At 67.5% G+C, this 26039-nt stretch carries 16 protein-coding genes; 8 read left to right on the top strand and 8 right to left on the bottom strand.

Features of this window, described 5'->3' with window-relative positions; genetic code table 11:
* Positions 1 to 47: 47 nt before the first annotated feature.
* Positions 48 to 3383, top strand: a complete 3336-nt coding sequence (locus ACPEH8_RS13795; protein WP_287251185.1) for a hybrid sensor histidine kinase/response regulator — start codon at positions 48 to 50, stop codon at positions 3381 to 3383.
* A gap of 24 nt (positions 3384 to 3407) precedes the next feature.
* Here the strand turns inward: ACPEH8_RS13795 and ACPEH8_RS13790 are convergent, their stop codons facing one another.
* Positions 3408 to 4082 (bottom strand): response regulator, encoded by a 675-nt coding sequence (locus tag ACPEH8_RS13790; protein WP_423667152.1) that lies wholly within the window; start codon positions 4080 to 4082, stop codon positions 3408 to 3410.
* An 88-nt stretch (positions 4083 to 4170) separates the two neighbouring features.
* On the opposite strand from ACPEH8_RS13790, the gene ACPEH8_RS13785 reads away from it, so the two are divergent.
* Positions 4171 to 6015 (top strand): 3-hydroxybutyrate oligomer hydrolase family protein, encoded by a 1845-nt coding sequence (locus tag ACPEH8_RS13785; protein ID WP_423667149.1) that lies wholly within the window; start codon positions 4171 to 4173, stop codon positions 6013 to 6015.
* A gap of 24 nt (positions 6016 to 6039) precedes the next feature.
* Entirely contained in the window at positions 6040 to 7680 is a 1641-nt protein-coding gene (locus tag ACPEH8_RS13780) for a fatty acid--CoA ligase (RefSeq protein WP_423667147.1), read from the top strand.
* Positions 7681 to 7754: 74 nt separating this feature from the next.
* Here the strand turns inward: ACPEH8_RS13780 and ACPEH8_RS13775 are convergent, their stop codons facing one another.
* The 3 genes from ACPEH8_RS13775 to ACPEH8_RS13765 all read right to left on the bottom strand — a co-directional run bounded on the left by ACPEH8_RS13775 (position 7755) and on the right by ACPEH8_RS13765 (position 13246).
* Complete coding sequence (locus tag ACPEH8_RS13775; protein WP_136004793.1) at positions 7755 to 9137, bottom strand: aldehyde dehydrogenase family protein; 1383 nt, start codon at positions 9135 to 9137, stop codon at positions 7755 to 7757.
* Positions 9138 to 9167: 30 nt separating this feature from the next.
* Positions 9168 to 10823 carry an acetolactate synthase large subunit gene (locus tag ACPEH8_RS13770; RefSeq protein WP_423667144.1) on the bottom strand — a complete coding sequence of 552 codons (1656 nt, stop codon included), beginning with the start codon at positions 10821 to 10823 and terminating at the stop codon, positions 9168 to 9170.
* Between the two features lie 92 nt (positions 10824 to 10915).
* Positions 10916 to 13246, bottom strand: a complete 2331-nt coding sequence (locus ACPEH8_RS13765) for a TonB-dependent receptor (RefSeq protein WP_423667142.1) — start codon at positions 13244 to 13246, stop codon at positions 10916 to 10918.
* 320 nt (positions 13247 to 13566) lie between these two features.
* On the opposite strand from ACPEH8_RS13765, the gene ACPEH8_RS13760 reads away from it, so the two are divergent.
* Entirely contained in the window at positions 13567 to 15123 is a 1557-nt protein-coding gene (locus ACPEH8_RS13760; protein ID WP_166473028.1) for an EAL domain-containing protein, read from the top strand.
* On the opposite strand, the gene ACPEH8_RS13755 is transcribed toward ACPEH8_RS13760, so the two are convergent.
* On the bottom strand, positions 15069 to 15515 hold the full coding sequence (locus tag ACPEH8_RS13755; RefSeq protein ID WP_262071451.1) for a DUF6713 family protein: 447 nt from the start codon (positions 15513 to 15515) through the stop codon (positions 15069 to 15071). The two genes, ACPEH8_RS13760 and ACPEH8_RS13755, sit on opposite strands and share 55 nt — an antisense overlap.
* Before the next feature lie 134 nt (positions 15516 to 15649).
* Positions 15650 to 16210, bottom strand: coding sequence for a M48 family metalloprotease (locus ACPEH8_RS13750; RefSeq protein ID WP_026070795.1), 561 nt, complete (start codon positions 16208 to 16210; stop codon positions 15650 to 15652).
* Positions 16211 to 16457: 247 nt separating this feature from the next.
* On the opposite strand from ACPEH8_RS13750, the gene ACPEH8_RS13745 reads away from it, so the two are divergent.
* From ACPEH8_RS13745 to ACPEH8_RS13730, 4 genes are all read left to right on the top strand, one after another.
* Entirely contained in the window at positions 16458 to 18518 is a 2061-nt protein-coding gene (locus ACPEH8_RS13745; protein ID WP_208019993.1) for a TonB-dependent receptor domain-containing protein, read from the top strand.
* Between the two features lie 153 nt (positions 18519 to 18671).
* Positions 18672 to 19811, top strand: a complete 1140-nt coding sequence (locus ACPEH8_RS13740; RefSeq protein WP_136004799.1) for an SPFH domain-containing protein — start codon at positions 18672 to 18674, stop codon at positions 19809 to 19811.
* A 21-nt stretch (positions 19812 to 19832) separates the two neighbouring features.
* The gene (locus ACPEH8_RS13735; protein WP_166473030.1) at positions 19833 to 21179 is read left to right on the top strand and encodes a TFIIB-type zinc ribbon-containing protein; all 1347 of its coding nucleotides are present in this window, start codon (positions 19833 to 19835) and stop codon (positions 21177 to 21179) included.
* Positions 21176 to 21424, top strand: coding sequence for a hypothetical protein (locus ACPEH8_RS13730; protein ID WP_017356252.1), 249 nt, complete (start codon positions 21176 to 21178; stop codon positions 21422 to 21424). Before ACPEH8_RS13735 ends, ACPEH8_RS13730 begins: the two co-directional genes overlap by 4 nt.
* A gap of 18 nt (positions 21425 to 21442) precedes the next feature.
* Here the strand turns inward: ACPEH8_RS13730 and ACPEH8_RS13725 are convergent, their stop codons facing one another.
* On the bottom strand, positions 21443 to 24085 hold the full coding sequence (locus ACPEH8_RS13725) for a helicase-related protein (protein WP_423667139.1): 2643 nt from the start codon (positions 24083 to 24085) through the stop codon (positions 21443 to 21445).
* Positions 24082 to 26001 carry a hypothetical protein gene (locus ACPEH8_RS13720; RefSeq protein WP_423667136.1) on the bottom strand — a complete coding sequence of 640 codons (1920 nt, stop codon included), beginning with the start codon at positions 25999 to 26001 and terminating at the stop codon, positions 24082 to 24084. Before ACPEH8_RS13720 ends, ACPEH8_RS13725 begins: the two co-directional genes overlap by 4 nt.
* Between the last annotated feature and the right edge of the window lie 38 nt (positions 26002 to 26039).

Here is a 26039-nt window from a genome sequence, read left to right as displayed (position 1 = left end):
GTGCCGGCCTACTGCACGCCGGCCGGGGTTCTCTCTACACTGGAGTGATGTTGACGCCCTCCATCGTCCTGTTCGCCTGCATTGCGTGGACCGTGCTGCTGTTTGGCGTCGCCCTGTGGGGAGAGCGCCAGGGGCATCGGCTCACGAAGGTGTGGCCGGCCATCTATGCATTGTCGCTGGGCGTGCACTGCACCGCATGGACCTACTACGGCGCGGCGTCTCAGGGCGTGCAGTGGGGCTTTCCGATCCCGCCCACGCTGATCGGCATGGCGCTGATCTTCGGCTTCGGCCTGCCGTTCCTGGCACGGCTCGGGCGGCTGGCCAAGCAGCACAACAGCGCCACCATCGCCGACCTGGTGGTGGCGCGGCTGCGCACCGACCAAGGGCTGGGCGTCACCATCACCCTGGTCGCGCTGTTCGGCATCATTCCGTACATCGCGCTGCAGCTCAAGGCCGTCAGCCAGGGTCTCGGTGCCCTGCTCGGCGATGATTTCGCGGCGAGTGGCTGGCAGCTGGACATGTCGTTCTGGTTTGCGCTCACGATGGCGGCGTTCACCATGCTGTTTGGTGCACGCAAGGCGTCGGCCACCGAGCACAACCGCGGCATCGTGGTCGCGCTGGGCCTGGAATCGGTGCTGAAGCTGGCGGCGCTGCTGGCCATCGGCCTCTATGCCGCTGTCTCGGTGCACCAGGCGGGCACACCACTGCTGGAAAGAATGGTGCATCTGCCGCCGCCGGCGATCATCCCGGACTTCCTCACGATGGTGGCGCTTGGTGCAATGGCGGCGTTCACCCTGCCGCATCAGTTTCATGTGGGGGTGGTGGAACTGCGCCAGTCGTCGCACCTGAAGACAGCGCGCTGGCTCTTTCCGCTGTACCTGCTGCTGATCGGGTTGCCGTCGGTGCCGATGGCGCTGTCCGGTGCGGCGCAGCTGCCGGCGACGATGTCGCCGGACCTGTATGTGCTGGCCCTCCCGCAGCAGCGCGGCCATCACCTGCTGGCGCTGCTGGCGTACCTGGGCAGCCTGAGCGCGGCTACCGGCATGATGATCCTGTCCGGCCTGACGCTGTCGATCATGCTGGGCAACCACGGTGTGGGCTCGCGCCTGCTGGGCGGTATCGAACGCGGCGACACCGGTGCCGACCTGCGGCCGCGGGTGCTGGCGTTCCGTCGCGCCGGCATCCTGGCGGTGTTCCTGATGTCGTGGCTGTACAGCCGCGCGATGAGCGGCACCGAGGCCCTCAGCGATTTCGGGTTGATGTCCTTCACCGCCTTGTCGCAGCTGGCACCGGCGGTGCTGCTGGCGGTGTACCGCCCGCGCACGCCCTCCCCGGCCATCATCGCCGGCATCGTGCTGGGCTCGGTCGTCTGGCTGTGGCTGGTGCTGCTGCCGATGGTGATCCCTGCCCCGCCGCCGTCAGCCGGCCCCGACGGGCTGCACTGGCTGGCGATGTTCTCCCTGCGCATGCAGCCGGGCCATATCGCCATCAGCATGGGGGCGAGCCTGGCGGTGAATCTGGCGACGGTGGTGCTGGTGTCGCGCGCGGTGCGCCCGTCGATGCCCCTGCAGCGTGACGCGGTGGCGGCGGCCGCGATGCGCAGGACCGCCGGTCGCTTTCTGGGCCAGGAACGCGCACGACAGCTGATGGACGGGCATGCGGGGCAGATGCTCGATGACGACCGCGTCACGGCGATCGAGCGCGAACTGACCGCCGTGGTCGGCGCGGGCATGGCGCGGCTGCTGGTGGAGGCGGCACGCGATGGCGGCGCGGCCCCGCTGGATGTTGTCACCCGTGCGGTAGGCGAAGCCACCCAGGCGCTGCGCTTCAACCAGCGCCTGCTGGAAGCCGCGTTGGAGAACATGAGCCAGGGCATCAGCGTGGTCGATGCCCAGCTCCAGCTGGTCGCCTGGAACAGCCGCTATGCCGCGCTGTTCAAGTTCCCACCGGAACTGCTGCAGGTGGGCCAGCCGGTGGCCAGCCTCACGGCATGGGCGCTGGGGCAACTGAAGATCGGTGAGGGTCCCGGCGACACGCCCGACAAGGCCCTGCTGCGCCGCGTCGCGCACATGCGACGCGGCACCCCGCACCTGGCCGAGCGCATCTTCCCGGACAACACGATCGTCGAAATCCGCGGCAACCCGATGCCGGGCGGCGGCTACGTGGCTACCTTCACCGATGTCACCGCGTTCCGCCGCGCCGAAGATGCCCTCAAGCGCAGCAACGAAACGCTGGAGCGCCGCGTGCAGGACCGCACCGCCCGGTTGGAGGAAGCCGTGCATGAAGCGGAACGGGCCAACGTGGCCAAAACCCGCTTCCTGACGGCGGTGGGCCACGACCTGATCCAGCCGCTGCATGCGGCGCAGCTGCTGACCGATGCGATGTCCCAGCACATCCACTCCGAGTTTCTCGACAGCTTCCTGCGCCAGATCCGGGGTGCGCTGGATTCCACCGACGATCTGCTGTCGGGCCTGCTGGATATTTCGCGGCTGGAAGCGGGCGGGCTGGTAGCCGATCCACGCCCGTTCGCGCTGTCGTCGGTCCTGGATCCGCTTGCACAGGAGTTTGCGGTGCTGGCCGCCGCGCGCGGCCTGCAGTTCCGCTACGTGCGCACCCGCGCCTGGGTGCACAGCGATCCGCTGCTGCTGCGCCGGGTGCTGCAGAACTTCCTGGCCAACGCCATCCGCTACACCCGTCGTGGCGGCGTGCTGCTGGGCGTGCGCCGCCAGGGCCGGACGCTGCTGATCGGCGTGCATGACAGCGGTCCGGGCATCGCGCCGGAGCATCAGGCGGTAGTGTTCGAGGAGTTCCACCGTGGCGACCGCAGCAATGGCCAGGGGCTGGGGTTGGGGCTGACCATCGCGCACCGGATTGCCGACCTGCTGCACGCGCCGCTGGAACTGCACAGCGTGCTCGACCGCGGCGCGGCCTTCTCCATTGCCGTGGCGCGGGCGGCACCGCCGGCAGCCCCCCGCGCCGAGGTTGCCACCGGTGGCACCGGCACGCTCAAGGGCGCCCGTGTACTGGTGGTGGACAATGATCCCGACGCGCTGGACGCGATGCGGCAGATGCTGCTTGCGTGGGGCTGCGATGTCGTCGCGGTACGCGATGCCGGGGCGCTGGATGCCTCGGCACATGAAGCCGCTCTGTGGCTGTTCGACTACCACCTAGACGAGGGCGATACCGGTGTCGCGCTCTGGAAGCGGCTGGTCGCCGTGCATGGGCCGCGGCCGACGGTGATCCTCAGTGCCGATACCGGCAGCGACACGCGTGATGCCGTACGCGAGGCGGGCCTGTCGCTGCTGAACAAGCCGTTCAAGCCTCTGGCGCTGCGCTGGGCGATCAACCATCTGCTGGCAGCGCCCGCCACGGCCAAGGCCTGAGCGGGCAACCTGCCGCGCGGTGGATCAGGCGTCCTGCGCCTCGTCGATCTGCCGGGACGGATCGGCCAGGCCCATTTCGTGCAGAACGCGGATGGCCTGCGCACGATTGCGCACACCGAGCCGGCCCATGATGCGGGTCATATGCGCCTTGACCGTGCGCAACTGCACACCCAGCCGATCGGCGATCTGCTTGTTGAGCAGCCCTTCGGCCACCAGGCTCAACACCTTGTACTGATGCGCGGACAGGCTGGACAGGCGCGCAGCCAGGTCGATGTCCCTGCTGAAGGGCGCTACCCGCGCCACCGGCTCGCGCAGCAACGCCGGTATCCAGCGCTCGCCATCGAGCACCGTCTGCAACGCGGCCTGCAGGTCGGTCAGCCCGGAACTCTTGGGGAGATAGCCTGCTGCACCGAGGTCGATGGCGCGTCGGATCACGTGCGGCTCCTCATTGGCCGAGACGATGATGATCGCCAGGCCAGGCTGCAGTGCACGGATGGTGGCCAATCCGGCGAGGCCGTGATTGCCAGGCATGTGCAGGTCCAGCAGCATCAGGTCGATCGGCTGCGCCTCGATCGTTTCGAGCACGCCGTGCAGTGAATCGGCCTCGCTGATCTGCAGATCGGCCACCGCCTCCTCTGCCGCGCGGTGCAGCGCCGCGCGGAACAGGGGGTGGTCATCGGCGATCAGGAGGGTCGGCATGTCCGTCCGAGGTTAGCAAATCGTCCGCTGCGCGGCACTGGTACCTAGGTACGCTGGCGGAACCGGCCGGGCTTGCTACGGTAGTGCGATGAGCCACCTCCGTCCTGCGTCCCTGTTGTGCGCCGCGCTGCCGCTGCTGTCGGCCTGCGCGTCCGTTGCCGATGCGGCCCCGCCCCGCCCCCTCGCGGCATCGCCCGTGTTCGAGCAGTGGCGGGAAACGCTGCACCGCGGCAGTGATGATCTGCTGACCGCAGGACTGGGGATCGACGCCCTGCGTTCCAACAACGCGCCGCCGTTCGCCGCCGCGGCCCAGCCGACGGCGGACGAGGTCCGTCGCCGCGCGATCTGGAGCAGCTGGCGAGGCATCGCCGACCTCACCCCCGGCGGTGGCTTTGGCGAGGTGTATGGGTCATTGCAGGGGGTGCCGGGCCGCGAGTTCTCGGCGTATGCGCGGGTGCCCGGCGCGCGACACCCGCATCGCGTGCTGGTGCAGGTGCCCGACACCTTCGATGGTGCGCGGCGCTGCCTGGTGGTGGCCGCCTCCTCCGGTTCGCGAGGCATCTATGGGGCCGTTGCGGTGGCCGGGAGCTGGGGACTGGCGCGCGGGTGCGCGGTCGCCTACACCGACAAGGGTGCCGGCAGCGACTACTACGATCTGGACGCCCGCGCCGGCGTCCAGGCGGACGGCACCCCCGCCACCGAGGGCGCATTGGCATTCGTCCCCGCCGATGCAATGGCCACGCGCGGCATCGCCGTCAAGCACGCGCATTCGGGCGACAACCCGGAAGCGGATTGGGGCCGGCATCTGCTGCAGGCGCTGCAGTTTGGCCAGCAGGCGCTGGACCGCGCCTACCCCCGCGCCGCGCCCTTCACCAACGCCAACACCCGCACGCTGGGCGTGGGCGTGTCCAATGGCGGCGGCGCCGTGCTGCGGGCAGCGGAGCTCGACGTAGATGCGTTTGATGCGATGGTGGCCGGTGAGCCCAATGTCTCGGTGGCCGGCGCCCCGCCGCTGTACGAGGTCGTGACCCAGTCCGCGCTGCTGATGCCGTGCGCGCTGCTCGCCCTTGAGGATCTGCCACAACCGCCGCCGCAGGCACAGGCAACGCAGGCCGGCACGATGCGCTGCGCACAGTTGCGCGCCGCCGGGGAGGTTCAGGGCGACGACACGGCGGCACAGGCACGGTCGGCGCGGCAGCAGCTTGCCGAGGCGGGCCTGAGCGACGGCGCCCTGCGTGCCGGCGCGTTCGCAGCAGGGTTCGATCTGTGGCGTGCCATCGCGGCAACCTATTCCTCATCCTATGGACGCTACAGCGTGGGCGCGCATCCCTGCGGCTACGGCTTCTCGGCTGCCGGCGCGGACGGCAGGCCCGGCCCGGCAACCGCCGGCCTGCGTGCCACCTGGTGGAGCGAGGGCAGCGGCATCCCGCCGGGCAACGGCGTGGTGCTGGTGGATGGCAGCGCGGCATCGTCGGCAGAGCAGCCGTTGCGCGGCCTTGAGTGTCTGCGCGGGCTTGGCAGGGGCGACAGCCCCGATGCCCGCCGGGTGCGTGCCGGCATTGCCGAGGCCGCCGCGAAGGCACCGCGTCGCGGGCTGCCGATCGTGGTCATCCACGGCGTTGACGACGGACTGGTGCCCATCGACCTGACCAGTGACCGCTATGTTCCGCTTGCCCGCAGCGCCGGGGCCCGGATCGCCTATTGGCGGGTGAATCACGCACAGCATTTCGACTCGTTGCTGGCCTTCCCGGACTACCGGAAGCGCTATGTGCCCCTGCTGCCCTACGTCTTCGCCGCGCTGGACCAGGTGTGGAATCACCTTGAAGATGCCGCCCTCGCCCTGCCGCAGGATGCGCTCATCCAACCGACGCCTCGGGCCGAAGCGCCACTGCGGCATGACCACCTGTCCATCCCCACGGCCGTCAGCCGCTGACGCGTTGCCCTCCAGGAAAATCCCATGTCCCATGCCCCCGACGCCCATGCCTACCCGCTGCTGATCAGGCAGCTGCTGCACACGCCACTGGCGGTCCATCCGGCACAGGAGATCGTCTACGGCGACACGGTGCGCTTCGACTACCGCACCCTGCAGGCACGCATCGGCCAACTGGCCGGGCTGCTGACATCGCTGGGAGTCAAGCACGGCGATACCGTGGCGGTGATGGACTGGGACAGCAACCGCTATCTGGAAAGCTACTTCGCCGTGCCGATGATCGGTGCGGTGCTGATGATGGTGAACATCCGTCTGGCCCCCGAGCAGATCGCCTATACGCTCAATCACAGCGGCGCGCGGGCGCTGCTGGTCAACCGTGAGTTCCTGCCGATGCTGGAGAGCATCGAGGAACAGCTGCCGGACCTGCGCACGCGGATTCTGCTGGACGATGGCGATGGCCCGCTGCCAACGGGTTTCGTGACCGAGTATGAAGCCGGTCTGCGGGAGGCCACAGCGGTCACCGCCTTCCCGGACTTCGATGAAAACACCCGCGCCACCACGTTCTATACGACCGGCACCACCGGCCTGCCCAAAGGCGTGTACTTCACTCACCGGCAACTGGTGCTGCATTCCCTGGCGGCGATGGCCGCGCTGGGCAGTGCCGCCAGCCAGGGGCGCCTGCACCGCGATGACGTGTACATGCCGATCACGCCGATGTTCCATGTCCACGCATGGGGCCTGCCCTATGTGGCCACGCTGATGGGCATCAAGCAGGTGTACCCCGGACGCTATCTGCCCGAGCGGTTGCTGGGATTGATCGCCCGCGAAAAGGTCACGTTCTCGCATTGTGTGCCGACCATTCTGCACATGCTGCTGGGCCACCCCGCTGCCGCGACGACCGATCTTCGACGCTGGAAAGTGGTCATCGGCGGCGCCGCACTGCCGCGGGCGCTGGCGCAGCAGGCGCTGGCCGCTGGCATCGACATTTTCGGCGGCTACGGCATGTCCGAGACCTGCCCCCTGCTCACCCTCGCCCAGATCGATGTCGATGCCCTGACCGATGCGGACGAGGCGCTTTCGCTGCGGACCAAGGCGGGCATCCCGGTGCCGCTGGTGGACCTGCGCATCGTCGACGAAGACATGCATGACGTTGCCCACGATGGCATTGCGACCGGCGAGGTGGTGGTACGTGCGCCCTGGCTCACGCAGGGCTATCTGCACAATCCGGACGCCTCGGCAGCGCTATGGGCAGGCGGTTACCTCCATACCGGGGACATCGGCAATATCGATCCGGGCGGCTACCTGCGCGTGGCCGACCGCATCAAGGATGTGATCAAAACCGGTGGCGAGTGGATCTCCTCGCTTGCGCTGGAAGACATCATTGCGCTGCACCCGGCAGTGAGCGAGGTGGCCGTCATCGGCATCAGCGACACGAAATGGGGCGAACGCCCCTTGCCGCTGGTGGTCCGGCGTGCCGGCAGCGAGGTCAGCGAAGCGGAGATCATCGAGCTGGTCGCCGCACGCAGCCGCTCGGGCGACATCTCCCGCTACGCGATCCCGGACCGGGTCCGCTTCGTTGACGCCATCGAGCGCACCAGCGTGGGCAAGATCAACAAGAAGAAGCTGCGCAGCCTGCATGACGTGGGCACGGCCACGGACGCCGGCTGAGGTCGACGCCGCAGGTATCCACACCGAGCATAGGAACTGACGAGAGGCGGGCAAGCGTTGGCGACTGGCAGCGCTCAGCGCCGCCGCATCAGGATCATCTTCTCCTGCGACATGTCCCGCATGGTGTACGGAATGCCACCGGTGCCGTAGCCCGACTCGCGGCGGCCCGCGAAGGGCATCCAGTCGGTGCGGAATGCGGTGGGGTCGTTGATCATCACGGCCGAGGCGTCCAGCCGGTTCGCGGCGCGCAGGGCGATATCGATATCCTGCGCGAACACGCTGGCCTGGAACGCGGTGGGCAGCGCGTTGGCGCGCGCTATCGCCTCGTCGAGCCCGGCGTAGCGGTATACCGCCACCACCGGTCCGAACACCTCCTGCGTGGTGATCCGCGCGTCGCCGGGCGGATTGAGCAGCACGGTGGGCTGCAGTGTGGTGTCGGAGAGCCGCCTCCCGCCAGCAACCAACTGCGCGCCGCCGCGCACCGCTTCGTCGATCCATTCAGCCACGCGGTCGGCCTCGCGTGGCTGGATCAGCGGGCCCACCTCGGTGGTCTGCAGCGTCGGGTCGCCGGTGCGGAGGCGCTCCACCCGGGCGATCAGGGCCTGGGTGAAGTCCTCGGCGATGGCGTCGTGAACGAAGATGCGCTGCGTGGACACGCACACCTGGCCGGCGTGGTAGTAGCCGCCCTTGACGATCGGCTCGATGATGCCGGGCAGGTCGGCACTGCGGTCGACAATGGCCGGCGCGACCCCGCCGTGCTCCAGCGCCGCGCGTGCGCCGTGGGCGAGCTTGGCATGCAGCGACCACCCTACCCTCGCCGAGCCGATGAAGCTCAGGAAGGCAATGCGTCTGTCTGTGGCAAGCGCCTCGGCCAGGTCGTTGCCTTCCGGCAGAAAACTCTGGCACCACGGTTCGGGCAGCCCCGCCTCGTGCACCATCGCCACGAACTCCAGGCATGACAGCGGGGTTGAGGAGGCCGGCTTGATGATGACCGGGCAACCAACGGCGATGGCCGGGGCGACCTGGTGGACGATCAGGTTCAGCGGATGATTGAACGCCGAGATGGCCGCCACGATGCCGATGGGTTCCCGGGTGGTGAACGCCCAGCGATTCTCGGCGGCCGCCGACAGGCCCATCGGGATCTCGCGGCCGGCAAAGTTGCGCAGTTCGTCGGCGGCGTTGTGAACGCCGTCGATGGCACGGGTGGTCTCGACGATGGCATCCGGCAGCGGCTTGCCACCCTCGCGGGCGATCTGCAGGGCCAGGTGCTCGCGCCTTGCGTCCATCAGGGCGGCGAGCCTGCGCAGGATCGCGACGCGCTGATGAGGGTGGAGCCAGCCGTCGCGGTCCTTGAACACCCGCTCGGCGGCGCTGAGCTTGCGTTCCAGCGCGGCGGCACTGTCAACGCCGATCTCTGCGATGGGCGCCCGGTCGAAAGCCTGTACGACGGTCAGCATGTTGAATTCCTTGCCAAAGGGAGAGCGTGCCTACGCGCAGCCGACCACCGGCGTGCGATTGCGCAGCTCATCCACCAGTACGCGGGTGTTCTCGGAATAGTCGATCGGCAAATCCACCACGTGAACGCCGCCACCGACGAAGGCGGCCTCGATCATCGGCACCAGCTGGTCGACGGCTGTCACCCGGGAGCCCTTGGCGCCGTAGGCTTCGGCGTACTTTACGAAATCCGGATTGCCAAACCGCATGCCGAAGTCCTCGAAACCATCCACCGCCTGCTTCCAGCGGATCATGCCGTAAGCGCTGTCATTGAGGATCACCACCACCAGGTTGAGCCCCAGCCGCACGGCGGTTTCCATCTCCTGCGAATTCATCATGAACCCGCCGTCTCCGCACACCGCCATGACGCGACGCTGCGGGTACAGCATCGCCGCCATCATGGCCGACGGCAGGCCGGCGCCCATCGTGGCCAGCGCGTTGTCGAGCAGCAGTGTGTTGGCCACATGCGTGCGGTAATTGCGGGCGAACCAGATCTTGTACATGCCGTTGTCGAGGCAGACGATGCCGTCGTCCGGCATGGACTGGCGCACGTCATGCACCAGACGTTGCGGGGTGACCGGGAAGCGATCTTCCTCGGCGCGGTCGTTGAGACGGGCGAGGATCTTCTGTCGCAGGTCGACCATGCCTTCATCGGTGGGCAGGCGTCCTTCCAGCCGGCCGGCCAGTGCGTCGACCGAGGCGCCGATGTCGCCCAGCACCTCGATATCCGGGTGGTAGACCTGTTCGACCGTGGCGGACTGGAAGCTGATATGGATGACCTTGGGCCCACCGCTGCTCTTCATCAGGAACGGCGGCTTTTCGACGGTGTCGTGGCCGATGGCGATGATCAGGTCGGCCCGGGCGATGGCCTCGTGCACATAGTCACCCTCCGAGAGGGCGGCCGTTCCCACGTACAGGTTGGAGCCGCCGGTGACGGCGCCCTTGCCCATCTGCGTGTTGAAGAACGGCAGGCGCGTGCGCGCCACAAACGCGGACAACGCCTCGGCCAGCCACGGCCGGCTGCACGCCGCGCCGATCATCACCAGTGGCCGCCTGGCTGCAAGAATGGCCGCTTCGGCACGGTCGAGTGCGGCCGGCGGCGCGATGGGACGCTCCAGCGGGTGCACCGGTATGACCGCGACATCCTCCACTTCCTCACCGGCGATGTCCTCCGGCAGTTCCAGGTGGACGGGCCCGGGGCGGTCTTCCATCGCCACGCGGAACGCATCGCGCACCGTGGCCGGAATGGAGGCCGGGCTGACGATCTGACGTGTCATTTTCGTGAGCGGCTTCATCGACGCCACGATATCGACGATCTGGAACCGCGCCTGTTTGGCGCTCATCACTGCCTTCTGCCCGGTGATGAGGATCATAGGCCACGCGCCGAGGTGGGCGTAGGCCGCGCCGGTCGAGAAGTTCAGCGCGCCGGGACCCAGCGTCGCGAGGCAGACGCCGGGCCGGCCGGTGAGCCTGCCATGCGTGGCGGCCATGAACGCGGCCGCCTGTTCGTGGCGTGTGAGAACCAGTTCGATGCGCGAGCCGCGCAGCGATTCCAGGAAGTCCAGGTTCTCCTCACCCGGCACGCCAAAGATGCGGTCCACGCCTTCGTTCTCGAGCGCCTTGACCAGTAGATCCGAGCCCTTCTGCATCGCGTCGATCCCTGTGCTGAGGATGCTCCGACTATACCCCTGGCGATGCGAAGACGCCGTGGCTGCGCCCCCCCAGGGGGGCGCAATCCAGGCTACATCCGTACCGTTACCCCGACCTGGAACCCACGGCCGGGCAACGGGGCGATGTACTTCAGCGGTGAATTGTGTGGACGCGCATCCTCATTGAGGAGATTGGAGCCATTGAGGAATACCTCGACGGATGACGCGAACGCGTTGCGCACGGCGAATGCACGGCTGAGCTGCAGGTCCACCAGGTTGAACGCATCCAGCGGCACTTCCTGGCTGACGTTCTTGCCCAGGTAGCGCTGCGTGTCGTAGTAGGTACTGGACAGCCGCGCGGTCCAGCCCTCGCGCTCCCACGCCAGGTTCGCACCGTAGCGGTTGGTGGGCATGTTGGGCAGGTACGCACCGTCGTTGTGTGCGCGCAGACGGTCGGGATGGTCGGCCCGGTTCTTCACCAGGTCGGCAAAGGCAGCCAGCGTGAGCGTGCCGGCGCGTCCAAGCGCCAGCGACTGCGCCAGGTCCACTTCGAACCCTTTGACGGTGGTATCGGTCTGCTTCCAGTACTTCAGCGGCAAGCGGTTGGCGGTCTGCAGGCCCGCGTAGCCCTGGTAGAGGAAGTCGTCGACCTTCATCCGATACGCGGTCGCCGTGGCCTGCAGCCCACCGCTGTTGAACAGCAGGGTCAGTTCGGTGGTCCGGGCACGTTCCGGCAGGAGGTTCTGGTTGCCCTCCTCCTGGGTCATGATCGAGTAGTGGCGGTTGCTGGCGTACAGCTCGTTGATGTCGGGTGCCCGTTGCGAGGACGCGTAGCGGACCTTGGCACCGAAGAGAGGGCCAAGCCTCACATAGCTGCCGACGTTGTAGCTGTTGAGCGCGTAGGACCGGCCCGCCAGTCGCATGTTGGGGGAATTGCGTGAGGGGGTGAAGCGGCTTTCCCTGATGTCGTGCGCCACACGTTCGTGCCGGTATCCGGCATCGAAGGTGGCGCGATCGAACGCCAGGGTCTGTTTGACGAATACCGCGCTGCTGTCGGTGATGACGTCTGGCAGGTAGCGATCTTTGCCCTCGCCGTCCACGTCGCGGGTGCGATGACTCAGGCCGAGCACACCGCTGAGCGGCCCACGTGGCCGCTGCGCCAGCAGCAGTTCGGACTGGGTGGTGTCGAATCGGTACGCATTGGCCTTGGAGGTGCCCAGGTACTCGCCCGACGTATTGCTTAACCGGGAGGCCCGCAGCTCGGCGCTGTCGAGGAAGGGCAGCGGGTCCAGCAGCCGGCCTTCGATCGCCACTTTGTCCTGCGTGAGCTTGACGCCTACCGGACGGTCGCGGGTGGCGTCCGCCCCGAAGGACTGGTTCTCCATCGAGAAGCCGGGCACGCCGTAGGTGCTGTCCGTGGCATCCAGGCTGACGCCCACATGGCCACGGTCGAAGAAGTACGTGGAGCCCACGCCGAGATGCGTGTTCTTTGCGTAGCTGTTGCCGAGCGTGCCGTGGTAGTTGGGCGTCACATCGCGGTTGATCCTGCTTGTCACATACGACGGCGTGCCCTTCTGATACGCAGGGTTCACCGGATTGACATAGGTCTTGCCCATCCACACCGAACGGGGTGCGTTGGTGTAGAAGGAGAAGTCGCCGTCGGCCCAGTCCGGATTTTCCGTCATGAACTGATCGATGTAGGGCTGCGAAGCTTTGTTGTAGATCTGCTGGACCCTCGCCTCTTTCTGGCACGCGTCGGCGAGCGCGCTGTTGACCCCGCCTGTGGCCGGGAAAAGCTGGCTGTCGCACACCGCGGCCTTGCTGTTGCCCGGAATGTCGTAGCGCGAGATCCGCTGGACCGACATCTGCAGGTTCGTGGACAGGTTGCGCCGGTTGTTGAAATTCATGCGGAAGCCCTGGGCGTCGGCGGCGTTGAACCCTTTTCGCAGTACCAGTTCCATCGCCTGGTCCTGGTCTTCCATCGTCCGGGAGATCAGGCCGGAATCGATGTTGACGCTGCCGCCCAGCGCGTTGCCGCCATAACGGACGGTGTCCGATGACTTGTTGACCGTGACGCTGCGGACAAACAGCGGGTCGAAGGGAATGTTGATGTCGCCGCTCAATGCGTTCAGGCCGAGGATGGACTGGCCATCCTCCAGTATCTGCACCCGGTTGCCGCTCAGGCTGCGGATTACCGGAGCGCCCGCGTTCGGTCCGAAGGCGCTGCTCTGCACCCCGGACACATGCTCAAGCAGAGTGCCGAGCGTCCGGTTCTGCGCCTGGCGGTTCTGGACCACCACGATGCTGTCGATGCGTGACGGGCCATCGGCGTTGACGCGGACCGTGGCTAGCGTGATGTCCTCCGCCGCGTAGGCGCTGTGGATGGATAAAAGAATGGCGACTGCAAGTACCGGACGACGCATACATCCCCCTTTTGAAAGAGGCGGGATGTTATAACATCACATTCACGGCGGCAATTGGCGTGTGCAGCGTCGCAAGACGCGGATGGCCGGCGCGTTGCGGGGGCCGCTCGGTCGGCGGTCCGTCCGCCGACAACCGACTTGCCACGGGGCGCATGACCGGCACCGCAGGCAGGAAGAGTTCCCGCGTCCAGCCTGCACGCGGCCATGCCCCGCAGGGCTCAAGGCGAGCGGCGCCGTCGCCGATAAGAACGACGCAGATGACACCGGTTACTGATACGGTCTCATCCGAGGCAGATTGGCATCCAGACAGGGAAGTACAGATGCGCCAGACAGTGCGTTCGCGGTGGGGCAGCTTGGCGCCAGGTGCCGGTATCGGTCGCATTCTGTGTGCCGCCGCGCTCGGGGCGGCGGTGACCCTGGTGGGCGCGCAGGTGGTGGTGGTGCAGCGCGATGATCGCGCGCTCAATGCCTATGCGGACCTCGTGCTGGACCATGCAGAGCTGGTCGCATCGGCATCGGTGAAGGCACTGGACCGTGCTGCGGCACTGCCGGGCCCGGCGTGCACCGAGGAGGATCTGTCGGATCTCCGGCAACTGGCGATCCAGTCGCACTACGTGCGCGATGTCGGACGCGTGGCGGACGGCGCGGTTCGCTGCACGGCCTCCTGGGGCGTCTTTGCCGTGCCCTCGCCGTTGCCCCCGCCAGACCGGCGCGTACGCGGTTTCGCCCTCTGGCACGCGTTGCCGGGGGTCTTCGGTGCCGATATCGCCGCTGATATGGCCGCCCGCGACGGCGTGGTGGTGACAACATCACCCATTGCATTCGATCGGGTCAGCCGTGCGCCGGCTGGCATGGGCGTGGTGGTTGCCACGCGCGACGGCAAGCACCTGTTCCAGCGCTTTGGCGACTCGCAGGGCGTGACCGTCGGTGAGGCGGCGTCCGCGCTGGACGTCGGGGCAACGCGTCTGGCGTGGCGCTGCAGTACCGCGTTCGATATCTGCGTGTCGGCCCGCAAATCCGGATCGAGCGTGCTGGTGGAACCGTGGTGGTTCTCCCTGTCGCTTGCAGTGCTGGGCGCCCTGGCGGGTGCAGGCATCGCGCTGGCGGTCCACGAGTATCGGGAGCGTCGTCGCTCCCTGCTCGCCCAGCTCCGGCGCGCGATCGATGGCCAGGGGCTGTCGATGGTGTATCAGCCGATCCGCGCACTGTCGGACCGGCAGCTGCTGGGCGTGGAGGCACTGGCGCGGTGGCGAACCGAGGATGGGCGCGAGATTCCGCCTGACCGGTTCGTTCCGCTGGCCGAACGCGACGGCCTTGGCACCTGCATGGCCAAGCGGCTGGTGCGCATCGCACTGGGCGAGATGGCCGGGCGGCTGCGCGGCAACGCCGCCTTCTACCTGAGCATCAACCTTACCTCGCAGGACCTCCTGGACCGTAACTTCCGGCGCTATGTGCACGATGAGGTGCGCCGGCTGGGCCTGCGCCCGCATCAGATCGTGCTGGAGCTGACCGAACGGGCGACGGCCGACCATCACGACCTTGCCGCCTGCATGCTTGAGCTCAAGTCACTCGGGTATCGCTTCTACGTGGATGACTTCGGCACCGGCTACTCCAACTTCGCGTATCTGACCGAACTGCCGATCACCGCCATCAAGATGGACCGCCGCTTCACCCGGGCGATCGGCACGGCCTCGGCGGTGACCCAGGTGGTGCAGTCCATCGCGGCGATGGCCGCCGCCCTGGATCTGGACCTGATCGTTGAAGGAGTCGAGACCGAGGAGCAGGCATCGCACATGCTGTCGCTGGTGCCGGGTGGGATCGGTCAGGGTTGGCTGCTTGGGCGGCCGGTGGCGTCGGACCGCCTGCCACTGGAGTGATCACGACCCGTGCGGCGGTACGCCACGGCCACCAGCGCCACCCCCAGCGCAAAACACAGCAGCAATGTCAGCATCGACAGCGGCAGGCCGAACGCCGGATGCCCGGCCACGGCAAACGCGGTGTGCAGTGCCGCCGTGCCAATGCCAAGCGCACCGCAGCCCATTGACCACCGTCGCGCGGAGCGCAGGCCGAGTGTCACGCTGCGGTAGCCCCACAGCACGGCACCGACCGCGACGAGATTGAACACCAGAAAGCCCTGGATGCCGCCGGGGACGGCGAACATGTCCCATTCGTGCCAGAACGCGGCATCGATCTGATGCAGCACGAGTGCGAGGGCGGTGCCGAAGTACAGGTGTTCCATTGCAGCGCGTGGTGGTGCCTTGGTGTCCACTACATCATTCCCCCGGAGCATTCCTTGCGAGGGGGAATGATAGCGGCGACCCGCCATGCGCGATACGGATCGCGATCCCTGCGACCTGGCTTCAGCGCATCGGTGTCCTGTTCTCCCTGCGCACCGCGCTGTTCTCAGGAACGCGGCAGCGGGTTGCAGATCTGGTAAGCGGCATCCTTGAACGCCACTTTCTTCCCGATCAGACCCTGCAGCGCCCGCACATGGGCGACGCGCTCGTCGCCCGGCGGATGGTGGCCGCTGGCATGGGCATCGAATATATCCGTGTCGCGCCAGGTGCTGATCGATCCGATCACCGCGTCCCAGGTGCTGCCGAGCTGCACGAGGATATAGGCCGCGCTCAGATCGGCGATCACCTCGGTGGCCTGCCCGCTGATGCCTTCCAATCCCACCTGGCTGAGGATATGCAGGCTAGTGCCATGCCCGAGCTCATGGCCGAGGGCGAACTTGATGGTGAGATCGTCGTGCAGCGCCAGCAGGCCCTTGCTGACCACCAGACCCATCTCTTCGTCGATCGGGGTCAGGTTGCCATTGGGCTGCTCACCCTCCTCGGTGATGACCTTGCCCACCATCGGCATATCGAAGGCAGTTGGGGTGGCGCCGGCATAGAACAGTTCGGAGATCTTCGACAGCGCGGCGGTGACGAAGGCGCCCGCCTGGTCGGTGGTCATGGACATGGAATGCTCCCGGGTGATGCAGCCCTGCGCGTGCGGGACTGCGGAGCGTTCTTTCTACGTCGTGGTGGCGGCGGCGGTTTGGCGTGTCGTTGCAGGATGTTTGCCGCACGCATCCGCAGCGCGCCGTGTGTCGTCGCGTGTCAAATGCGAATGCGTCGTGATACCATTGTTAACGTTATCTAAAGCCCTCGTTACACGGACGTCCCAGCCATCGCCAGCGGACCCTTATTTTTCAGGAGTTTGCCCGATGCGCGTTGCTTCCCCCACGCTTGCCCACACCGCCGCCACGCTTGCCACCGCGATTGCCCTTGCCCTGTGCAGCCCGGCGCAGGCGGCCGTCAACGGCGATGCGTCCGCGTCAGCCGCTGCCAAGGACATGGATACCGTCGTAGTCACCGCGACCGGTGCCCAGCAGTGGATCAAAGATGCCCCGGCCAGCATCACCGTCATCTCCCGCGAGGAGATCGAGCGCAAGCCGGTCTCCAGCATCGGCCAGCTGTTGAGCACGGTGCCCGGCGTGACCGGCGGCTACGCGCTGTCCGGTGCCCAGTCCAAAATCCGCCTGCGCGGACTGCCCGAGCAATACACGCTGATCCTCATCGACGGGCGTCGCCAGGGCAATTCCTCCGGCGTGAACTACCGCGACGATCTCGGTCCGCAGGATCTGAACTGGCTGTCGCCGGACATGATCGAGCGCATCGAGGTGGTCCGCGGTCCGATGTCCTCGCTGTATGGCTCCGATGCGATGGGCGGGGTGATCAACATCATCACCCGCAAGATCGCCCCCGAATGGGGCGGTTCGGTGACCTACAACTACAGCGCGCCGGATTCGTCCACCCGAGGCGATACCGTACAGGCGGGCGCGCTCTTCAGCGGGCCGTTGACCGAGAGCCTGGGCCTGCGCGTGGGTGCCAACGTGACCGATCGCGCGTCCGATCGGGTCCGTGGGCAGACGCCGGGCAACAAGGCCGAGAACGCCAACGCGCTGCTCAACTGGGCGATCAATGGCGACCACACCGTGGGCGTGGAGGCATCGCGCGGCGTGCAGCGCAACAAGGGCGCCGGCACGCTCGGCGCCTGGGGCCTGTCCAAGCTGGTGCACACCGGCTATGCGGCCACCCATGATGGCCGCTACGGCGATGCCAGCACGTCCAAAAGCACCTTGACCTGGAACGACTACAAGGACAAGGGCAGCCAGGTGGGCAACCACTCCAGGGAAACCGTGTTCGACACGGCGTTCTCGACCGGCTTCGAGTGGGGCGTCGAGCATCGTCTGAACGTGGGCGGCCAGTGGAAGCGCGAGGCGCTGACGAACAGCGACACCATCGGCACGGTGCCGGTGACGTGGAGCGGCAGTGGCCGCATCAGCCCAACCAACGAAGCCGATGCCTGGGCCCTGTTCGCTGAAGACCATATTGCCCTGCACGAGCGCTTCACCCTCACCGTGGGCCTGCGTTGGGACAACACCGAGAACTACGACGACAACCTGAGCCCGCGCATCTACGGCGTGTGGCACCCGTCGGATGCGTGGACGATCCGGGGCGGCGTGTCGCAGGGCTTCCGCGCGCCCAACCTCAAGCAGGGCAGTGCCGGCGCGGCCACGCAGTCGGGCGGCAACGGCTGCCGCAGCCTGACCGTGGAAGGCTGGACCAGCCGTTCGGTCAGCGCCGACGGCACCACCGGCTGCTACATGGCGGGCAACCCGAACCTGGAGCCGGAAACCAGCACCAACTACGAGCTGGGTGCCGGCTTCGACCGCGACGGCTGGTCCGCGTCGGCGACCTACTTCCTGACCGACTTCGACGACAAGATCGAACAGGTGCCGCTGCGTGACATCCCGGGCTACAGCTCCAGCTTCGTCAACGGGTTCTGGTGGACGGTGGCGCAGAACATCCAGAAGGCGCGCACCCGCGGCGTGGAGGCGAGCGTGACGGTTCCCCTGCACGAGCGGCTGCGCTGGACCACCAACGCCACCCGCATGCTTGAATCGAAGAACCGCACCACCGGCGCCAACCTGCTGGTGGTGCCCAAGCTGACCGCCAACACCTCGCTGGACTGGCAGGTGACCGACGCGTGGTCGCTCAACCTGAGTGCGCAGCATATCGGCAAGCAGCTGGTGTCCAGCACCAGCCCCACCTTCGCCAAGGCGTACACCACCTGGGATCTGGTCACCGGCTACGACGTCAATGAGAGCCTGACCCTGCGTGCAGGCGTGCTCAACCTGGGCGACGTCTCCACCGTGGACGAGGGCAACAATTACGACGGCGGTGCGCGCACCTTCTTCGTCGGAGCAACCGCGCGGTTCTGAGCTGCGCGGTGCCGGCGAGCGGCTGGCATTCCCGGAAGTTGCCGGCCGGCAACTTCCGGGCCACGCGGGCATCGATGGACCGCCCTCACCTGCTGATATAGTGCGATTCAATGACGGGCGCGGTGCCCGTCCGTCGATCACAGGGAGCGCAACATGGGTCTTGTACAGGCAGTGAAGGGTGCAGTGGGCGGCGTGTTGGCCGACCAGTGGAAAGACTTTTTCACCGTGCCGGCCGGCCTGCCGTCGACGGCCGCGCTGTTCGCCGCCGTCCCGCGCGGCACCAATGCCGGGCGCGGGTCGAATACCAGCGCATCGTCGAACATCATCACCAACGGCTCGAAGATCGTCGTGCCTGAAGGCTACGGCCTGCTGCTGTTCCAGGATGGCGCGATCACCGGTTTCGTCGCCGAGCCCGGCGGCTATGAATGGCGTTCGGACGACACCAACTCGCAGTCGATCTTCGCCGGCGACGGCCTCGTCGGCCCGCTGATCAAGCAGAGCTGGGAGCGTTTCAAGTTCGGCGGCCAGCCGGGTGCCCAGCAGGCGGCCTTCTTCGTGTCGCTGAAGGAACTGCCCGACAACCGCTTCGGCACGCAATCCGAGATCTACTGGGACGACGGCTTCCTGGGCACCCAGGTTGGCGCGATCACGCGCGGCTCGTACACGCTGAAAATCGTCGATCCGATCCTGTTCGTGAAGAACTTCGTCCCGGCCAGCTACCTGCAGCCGGGCCAGGTGTTCGACTTCACCGACCTGGACAATGCCGCGGCCAGCCAGCTCTTCAACGAGGTGGTGGGCTCGCTTGCACCGGCGTTCAGCCTGTACACGAACGATCCGGCCAAGGGCAACCGCATCACCAAGCTGCAGCAGGATTCGCTGGGCTTCGCCAGGAGCCTGTCCGATGCGGTCGAACAGGGTTACCAGTGGAAGTCCGATCGTGGTCTGGCCATCGTCAAGACGGCCATCGTGTCGATCGAGTACGACGCCAACACCCGCGAGCTGCTCAAGACCGTGCAGCGCGCCGACGCATTGGCCGGCGCCCGCGGCAACTCGAACCTGCAGGCCAGCGTTGCCCAGGGCATCCAGTCCGCCGGCGAGAACGGCGGTGCGGCGGGCCTGGTCGGCGTGGGCATGGCATCGGGGATGTTCGGTGTCGGCGGGATGCAGCAGCCGGTCGCACCGGCCGCCGATGATCCGGTCGCCAAGCTGAAGAAGGCCAAGGAGATGCTCGATCTGGGCCTGATCACCCAGGACGACTACGACGCACTCAAGGCCAAGGCGCTGGGCCTGTAAGGCCGGGGATACGCTGCGACCATGTCCGACTCCCGCACTCCGCCGCCGCTGCCGGCAGCCCCTCCTCCGTTGCCGCCCTCGCCGGCGGCACCGGTGACCGGTCCCGGTTCGCCCCGGGACGTTCCGCCGTTGCCCGGCAGCTTCCCGGTCGATCCTGCCACGCTGCCCGATCCGATCCGCGAAGAAATCCAGGCGCCCGATCCGGTGGCCATCGATACCTCGGCCGCCGAGCTGAAGGACGGCCTCAACCGCTGCCCGAAGTGCGGCTCGACCGACATCCGGCCCAAGCTCGGTACCGATATCCTGGTCTGCCAGTTCTGCCGCAACGAGTGGCATGGCACCACGGTGGAGGATGCGTTCGGGCTCGGCGAGGGCCTGGACCAGCTTCGCGGCACGATCATCGCCTCGGGCGCGCGCGACATCGCGGCCGATGCCGCCAGCCTGATGAGCTTCAAGTGCACCGGCTGCGGTGCCGAGGTGACGATCAATACCGAGAGCACGATGACGGCACGCTGCCACTGGTGCCGCCATGTGTTCGGCGTCAATGAGCAGGTGGCCAACGGTGCGGTGCCGGATGCGGTGCTCCCGTTCCACATCACCAAGGACGACGCGGTGGCGCGCATCCGCCAGTTCGTGGACAAGCGCCGCCTGTTCGCGCTGAAGGCGTTCAAGGAGCAGTTCACGCCGGAGAACGTGGTGGGCGTGTACCTGCCCTACATGATCGTGGACAGCAATGTCAGCGCCAGCGTGGCCGGCAAGGGCGAAATCAAGACCCGCGAGTACACCCGCGGCACCGAGAAGAACAAGCAGACCTACTACGACGCCGATGTGTACCAGGTCGAGCGGCACGTGGACTTCACCGTGGACGATCTGCCGCTGGAGTCGTCCACCGAGCGCGGCAACCTCGATACCCGCGCCAATACCAACAACATCATCAACACGATCCTGCCGTTCGACACCAAGAACGCGCTCAAGTGGAACGCCTCGTATCTGAACGGCTTCACCTCGGAAAAGCGCAACGTCGATGTGGAGCAGCTGCGTCCGCGCCTGGAGGATCAGCTGCTGTCGATCGCCCGCGCGCAGGTCGAAGGATCGGTGCGTCGCTACGACCGTGGCGTGCGCTGGGAACAGGAGCGGCTGGACGTGCACGGGTCGCGCTGGGTGTCCATGTATCTGCCGGTGTGGCTGTACTCGTACCACCAGCCCGGCCGCAACGGTGGCATGCTGCACTACATCGCGGTGAACGGCCGTACCGGTGAGACGATGGGCAGCGTGCCGGTCCAGCAGTGGAAGCTGCTGCTGGCAGCGCTCACCACCGGCACGATCATCGAAGCCCTCGTCCTCTTCTTCCTGGTGGCCTCCTCATGAGCGATGACAGTGGTCTCTGGTTGCTGGCCGCCGGCCCCGCCGGCGCCACGGCGCTGTACTGGGCCTTGTACCGGTACTACCGCAATACCGACAAGTCACACGCGTTCGAGCGCGAAACCACGGTCGAGGCCAAGCCGGTGACCGGCTCGGACCGGCTGGTGGATACCGTGACGGGGACGCAGGAACGGCAGATCCCCGGCAACAACGTCGGGGCCTACCGGGCGCGGGTGAAACGGGAGACCTGAGCCGGTCTCCCGCGTCGCTCACCGCGCCGCCTTCGACGGCGAGAACTGTGGCGCGGCCTCGGCGATGCGTCTGCGCAGTGCAATGCCTTCCTCGTCCCCGGCCGCGCACGGCGGCAGGATGTCGCCGTGCAGCTGCGCCCGCAGGTTGTCCCAGCGCCGGGTCAGCACGGCCCAGTGTGTTTCGTCGTAGGTCCCCTCGAACACTACGGGCCGGATCTCGATCCGCGGCAGCTGGTCGGGCGCAACATTGTCACGGATCGCGTCGGCGAGCTTGCGCTCCCACAGGCTGCCCAGCCGGTCCACGCGGCCGATCTGCTGTTCCACCACGGCCGGGTTCCATTCCGAGTGCAGCAGCACCACGGTCCGGCACGCCAGATGCAGGTTCAGCCCTTCGCGGCCCACCATCGACTGGGCAATCAGCACGCGCGGGAATGCATGTTCGCGGTTGAACGCCAACTGCAGCAGCCGCCGGGTGCCCGCTCCGGTACCACCGTGCATCAGCCGGGCGAAGCCGCCGCGATTGTGCGCGTAGTCTTCCGTGACGCGCTGCGCGGTGACTGACCATGTGTCGGCACCCACCCCTTCGTCGTCGGCCTTGTCGGCGCGCTCGTCTTCGTCATCGCTGCCGGGGTCCAGGTTCGTGGCAGCCTGCACCAGTTCGATGAATGCCCGTGCCACCTCCTCGGGCGGCACGGCATCGAGCTGTTCGCCGAGGTGGTCGGCAAGCGCGCGCGCAACGGCGGCGAGCACACTGACTGCGGCGCCGTCGGTGTCCACGTGCTGGGCGTGCTGCGCCTCCTGGAACGCGTGGAACGTGGGCATGAAACGCCTGCGCAGCGGTGCGTCGAGCAGACGCATGCCCTCCCCGATCGTGGCCACCAATGCGGTGCGGAAACGCTGGCGGCTGTTCTCCAGCTGCTGGTAGTTGGCCGCCAGCTGCGCGTCGAGCGCCGTGCGGTCGAGCGGCCGGTCTGGATGGAGGGTCGCGTGGACCGCCTGGACCGCCGGCCATTCGTCCTGGTGAATGCGTTGTTGCGGCCACGGCAGGCCGGCGTCGAGCGCACGCAGCAGGCGGCGCGCATTGAGCAGGTGTGCCAGCGCGTCCATCGGCGCCCGGTAGCGTGCGAACACCAGCACCTTCTCGCCCTGGTCGCAGATGGCTTCGATGGCCTGCGCCGCCGCGAGGATCGCCGGGTGCTGGTACAACGCGCCGCCGGCATCGCGCGGCGGGCGCACCGCGTTGCGCAGCGCGGTGGTCCACCACGCGGTGCGCGCGATGCGCTTGGTGTGGGCGGGCGATGCAGACGTGTCGTCTTCCACCGCGTCCGCAGCGGCAGCGCATTCAGCCGGATCGACGGCCCGATCGATCATCTCGGCGATGCCATGCCCGTTCCCAATGGTCAGGCGCTGCCGCTTGGCGTGGGCGTCCTCGCGTTGCCGGCTGGCGAGCGAAAGGGCTTCGGCGGCGCATACCGCCCGCTTCCATTCGCTGGGCAGGGTGTCGAGGGTGACACGGATGTCTTCGATGCGGCGATAGGCGCTGATGTCGCCTCCGGCGTGTTGCCTGAACGACTGTACGGCGGCATCTTCGCGTTTGTCGCGGCGCAGGACGTAGGGTGCCAGCGCGGTCTGGTAGGTCTGCGATGCCGTGGTGAAGGCCTCGACCATGCCTTCCTTGAACGGGAAGCGGCGTACGTTGGCCACCGCAGCGACGTAGCCGTCGATGGCCTTCTGGATGCGTTTTGCGTCCTCGTCGGGAAGGCCGATGCGCTGCAGCGTCTGCGTCCATTGCGAGGCGTCCAGCTCGACCGGCGTGGCGCTCATGGCCAGGCGCCGGCTGCTGCCCCCCGGCGCAAGCAGTACGTCGTTCAACAGCTGGTTGAGCAGACTGCTGTCGCTGCGGCTCTTGTGCGCCTCATCGATGATGATCAGATCGACGCTGCCCAGCCCAAGACCGGTGGCGCGCTGCAGGGACTGGCGCAGCGGCGTGTCGTTGCCGTAGCCGTCCGGTGCAAGGGCGTGTACCCACGGGTCGTGGATGTCCGCCAGTCTGCGCAGGGCGGCTCGTTCCGCCCGATGCCCCGGGGCGGCGAGGCGCTCCACGATGGACGCGGCGGCGTGGTTGACCCACGGGTCGGTCAGCAGCGGGTGGTCCTTGTAGCCCCACGGTGCAGCGCCCGTCTCGTGCTTGCGCCAGCAGGCGATCAACTCCGGCAGCAGCGCCCAGCGCCAGGCGTGCGATGCGCCGCCGAGCCGCCAGCGGGCGAAGTAGTGCGAGAGCAGGACGACCGGCTCGTCGAACCAGGGGGCCGGCGCATGCGGGTGCTCCCATGCCTGCAGGTACTGGTAGACGCTGCGCAGCAGCGGTCGCGCCGGAAGACCGCCACGCTGGAGTTCGCGTCGCCACTGGTCATCCAGGCCCGGCGGCGCCACGATCGCCACGCGCCCGCCGGCCTGTACGACGCAATGGGCCAACGCCACGGCAATGCGCGTCTTGCCCATGCCGACTTCGTCGGCCAGGATCGCACCGTGCTCTTTCAGGCGCGTGGTCAACTGCAACAGGCTCGCGGCCTGGCCGGGGTTGAGTTCGATCCGCTTGTCGCGGACGACGTCGTGCGCGTGCGTGTCCACGTCCTGCCATCCACGGAACCGGGTGCTCATTGCCTGCCCTCCAGGGGCGCGTAGTCGTGTGTTTCCCACGCCAGCTCGATCCGGCGCAGGGTCTGCTCGTAGTGCCGCCCAGCCGCGGTGCCGGCGTCTTCGGCGAAGTCCGGGCGGAACGCAGGCGCGCGCAGCGGGCTGAGCGGGTTGAGCTGCATCTGCACGAAGCAGGTCACGGCAGGACACTGCCGCGCCTGGAACAGGGACTGCTCGAGCCGGTTGCACCAGGCTGTCCAGTCCTCGGCGTCGACAGCGGTCTGCTGCGCGGCAATCTGTTCAATGAGCATCATCATCTGGCGGATCGCCGTGCCCGGCGTCAGGTTTCGCGGCGTGCGCCGCTTCGGACCCGTGTGTCGGTCGTCCGGGAAAATCCCCGGATCCCCCTCCCCTTCGCCCTCCTCCTCGTCGGGCAGGCCCGGGAACGCGGCAAGCTGCGTCCAGGCGTGATCGAGATCGATGGCCGGTAGCGGCGTGGCGGCCACGCGCCCGTGCGCGTCGATCACCGGCACCCAGGCCAGCCGGGCTTCCGCGCCCGCCACCCAGCGCACGCGCACCAGGCGCGGCGCAGGACCGGACCAGGTGTAGCCGTCCGCCGTGATCGCGCAGGCAGTACCTGCCTCGTCGAGTACCTCCACGTCTCCTGCCGTCGGGTCGGGACGGGTCAGCCGGCCGTCGGCCGTCCAGACCAGGTAGGCGACGGGCGCGGCCACATGCTGCGGCGGGGGTGGCGCCCACGGATCGCCGGGCTGTAGTGAAGGCAGATCGTCCAGGGTGTTTCCGCCGATCGGCAGCAGATTTTCGATCCACCGCGACGGGTCGGCGCTCTTTTTCCAGGACAGGCCTTCGGGGAACTCCAGGATGCCGGCTTCGAGATTGCCTCCCGCCTGCGAGGCCGCATTGAGCAGGCCGGCGGTGGTCAGGTTGCCCGAGCCCAGATAGAGCCAGGCGCTGTTGCACGCGCCGGTGGTCGTGCTGCGGTTGGACGAGAAGAGGAACTTGGCATGCAGCGTACGCTCATGTCCTGCACCAAACACCGCTGCAGGCGCTGCCGCCGCCCTGACATGGATGGGGTGATCCGCATCCAGCCGCAGGTGATCCACCGCCCCGGCGATGGCCTGGCAGGCCTGCGGATTCACATACAGATCGACGCGCGCGCGCGGGGACAGCGCCTGGCTTGCCTTCAGGCGTTTGACGATCTTGTGCGGCAGCACGGGCGTCCCAGTGCCGCCCTTGCGCACGGTCGCTGCTTCATAGAAGCCCGAGCCCATGCACAGGTGGCTGCGTGCCACACCGCCTTCGCGCTTGAGCCCGGCGATGATCTGGTCGAGCAGCGATCGGCTGCGCGTGTCCAACAACCGCGGCCGCGCCCGGGGAGCGCGGTTGCAGCGGGCAATCCACTGATCGACATGATCGGCAGCGTCCCGGCCCGACAGCGGCGTGTCCGCTTCCAGCAGTCGGGTGTCGTGCAGGTCCAGCAGCCACGCGAACAAGCCCTGCGCGGCCATCATGTCCGCACGACTGACCGCGTCGTCCGCGACGTCGGGCGCCACCTCCAGATCGACGCGCCATGCCAGGTCCAGGCTTTCCTCGAGAGTCTGCCGCGTCCAGTTGCCGGTGGAGACGACCAGCCGCAGATGATGTCGGCCTGCCGTCGCAGCATCCCGGAACCCCAGCAGGGCCACCTTGGCGTGCAGCAGGCGGAACGGCTTGCGCGACAGGTCTTGCAGCGGCAGATGCGCGACACCGGGGACCACGGTGGGAAGCAGCACTGGCTGGCTGGGGTCCAGCATCAGTGCGAGGCGGATCTGTCCGGCGGCAGCGCGCTGCGCGGCAGCGTACGTGGTGAAGCGTTCTGCGGCCTGATTGATGAAACCGGCATCGGCCGAGAAGCCACAGATCCAGCCGAACTCACCCACAAAGCCTTCGGGCGCGGTGAAGTGATCGAGCAGCGAGG

Source organism: Stenotrophomonas sp. NPDC077461 (assembly GCF_049545475.1).
Lineage (GTDB): Bacteria > Pseudomonadota > Gammaproteobacteria > Xanthomonadales > Xanthomonadaceae > Stenotrophomonas > Stenotrophomonas nematodicola.
Note: the sequence above shows the minus strand (reverse complement) of the source record. Positions and strands in the feature narration are given on the sequence as shown.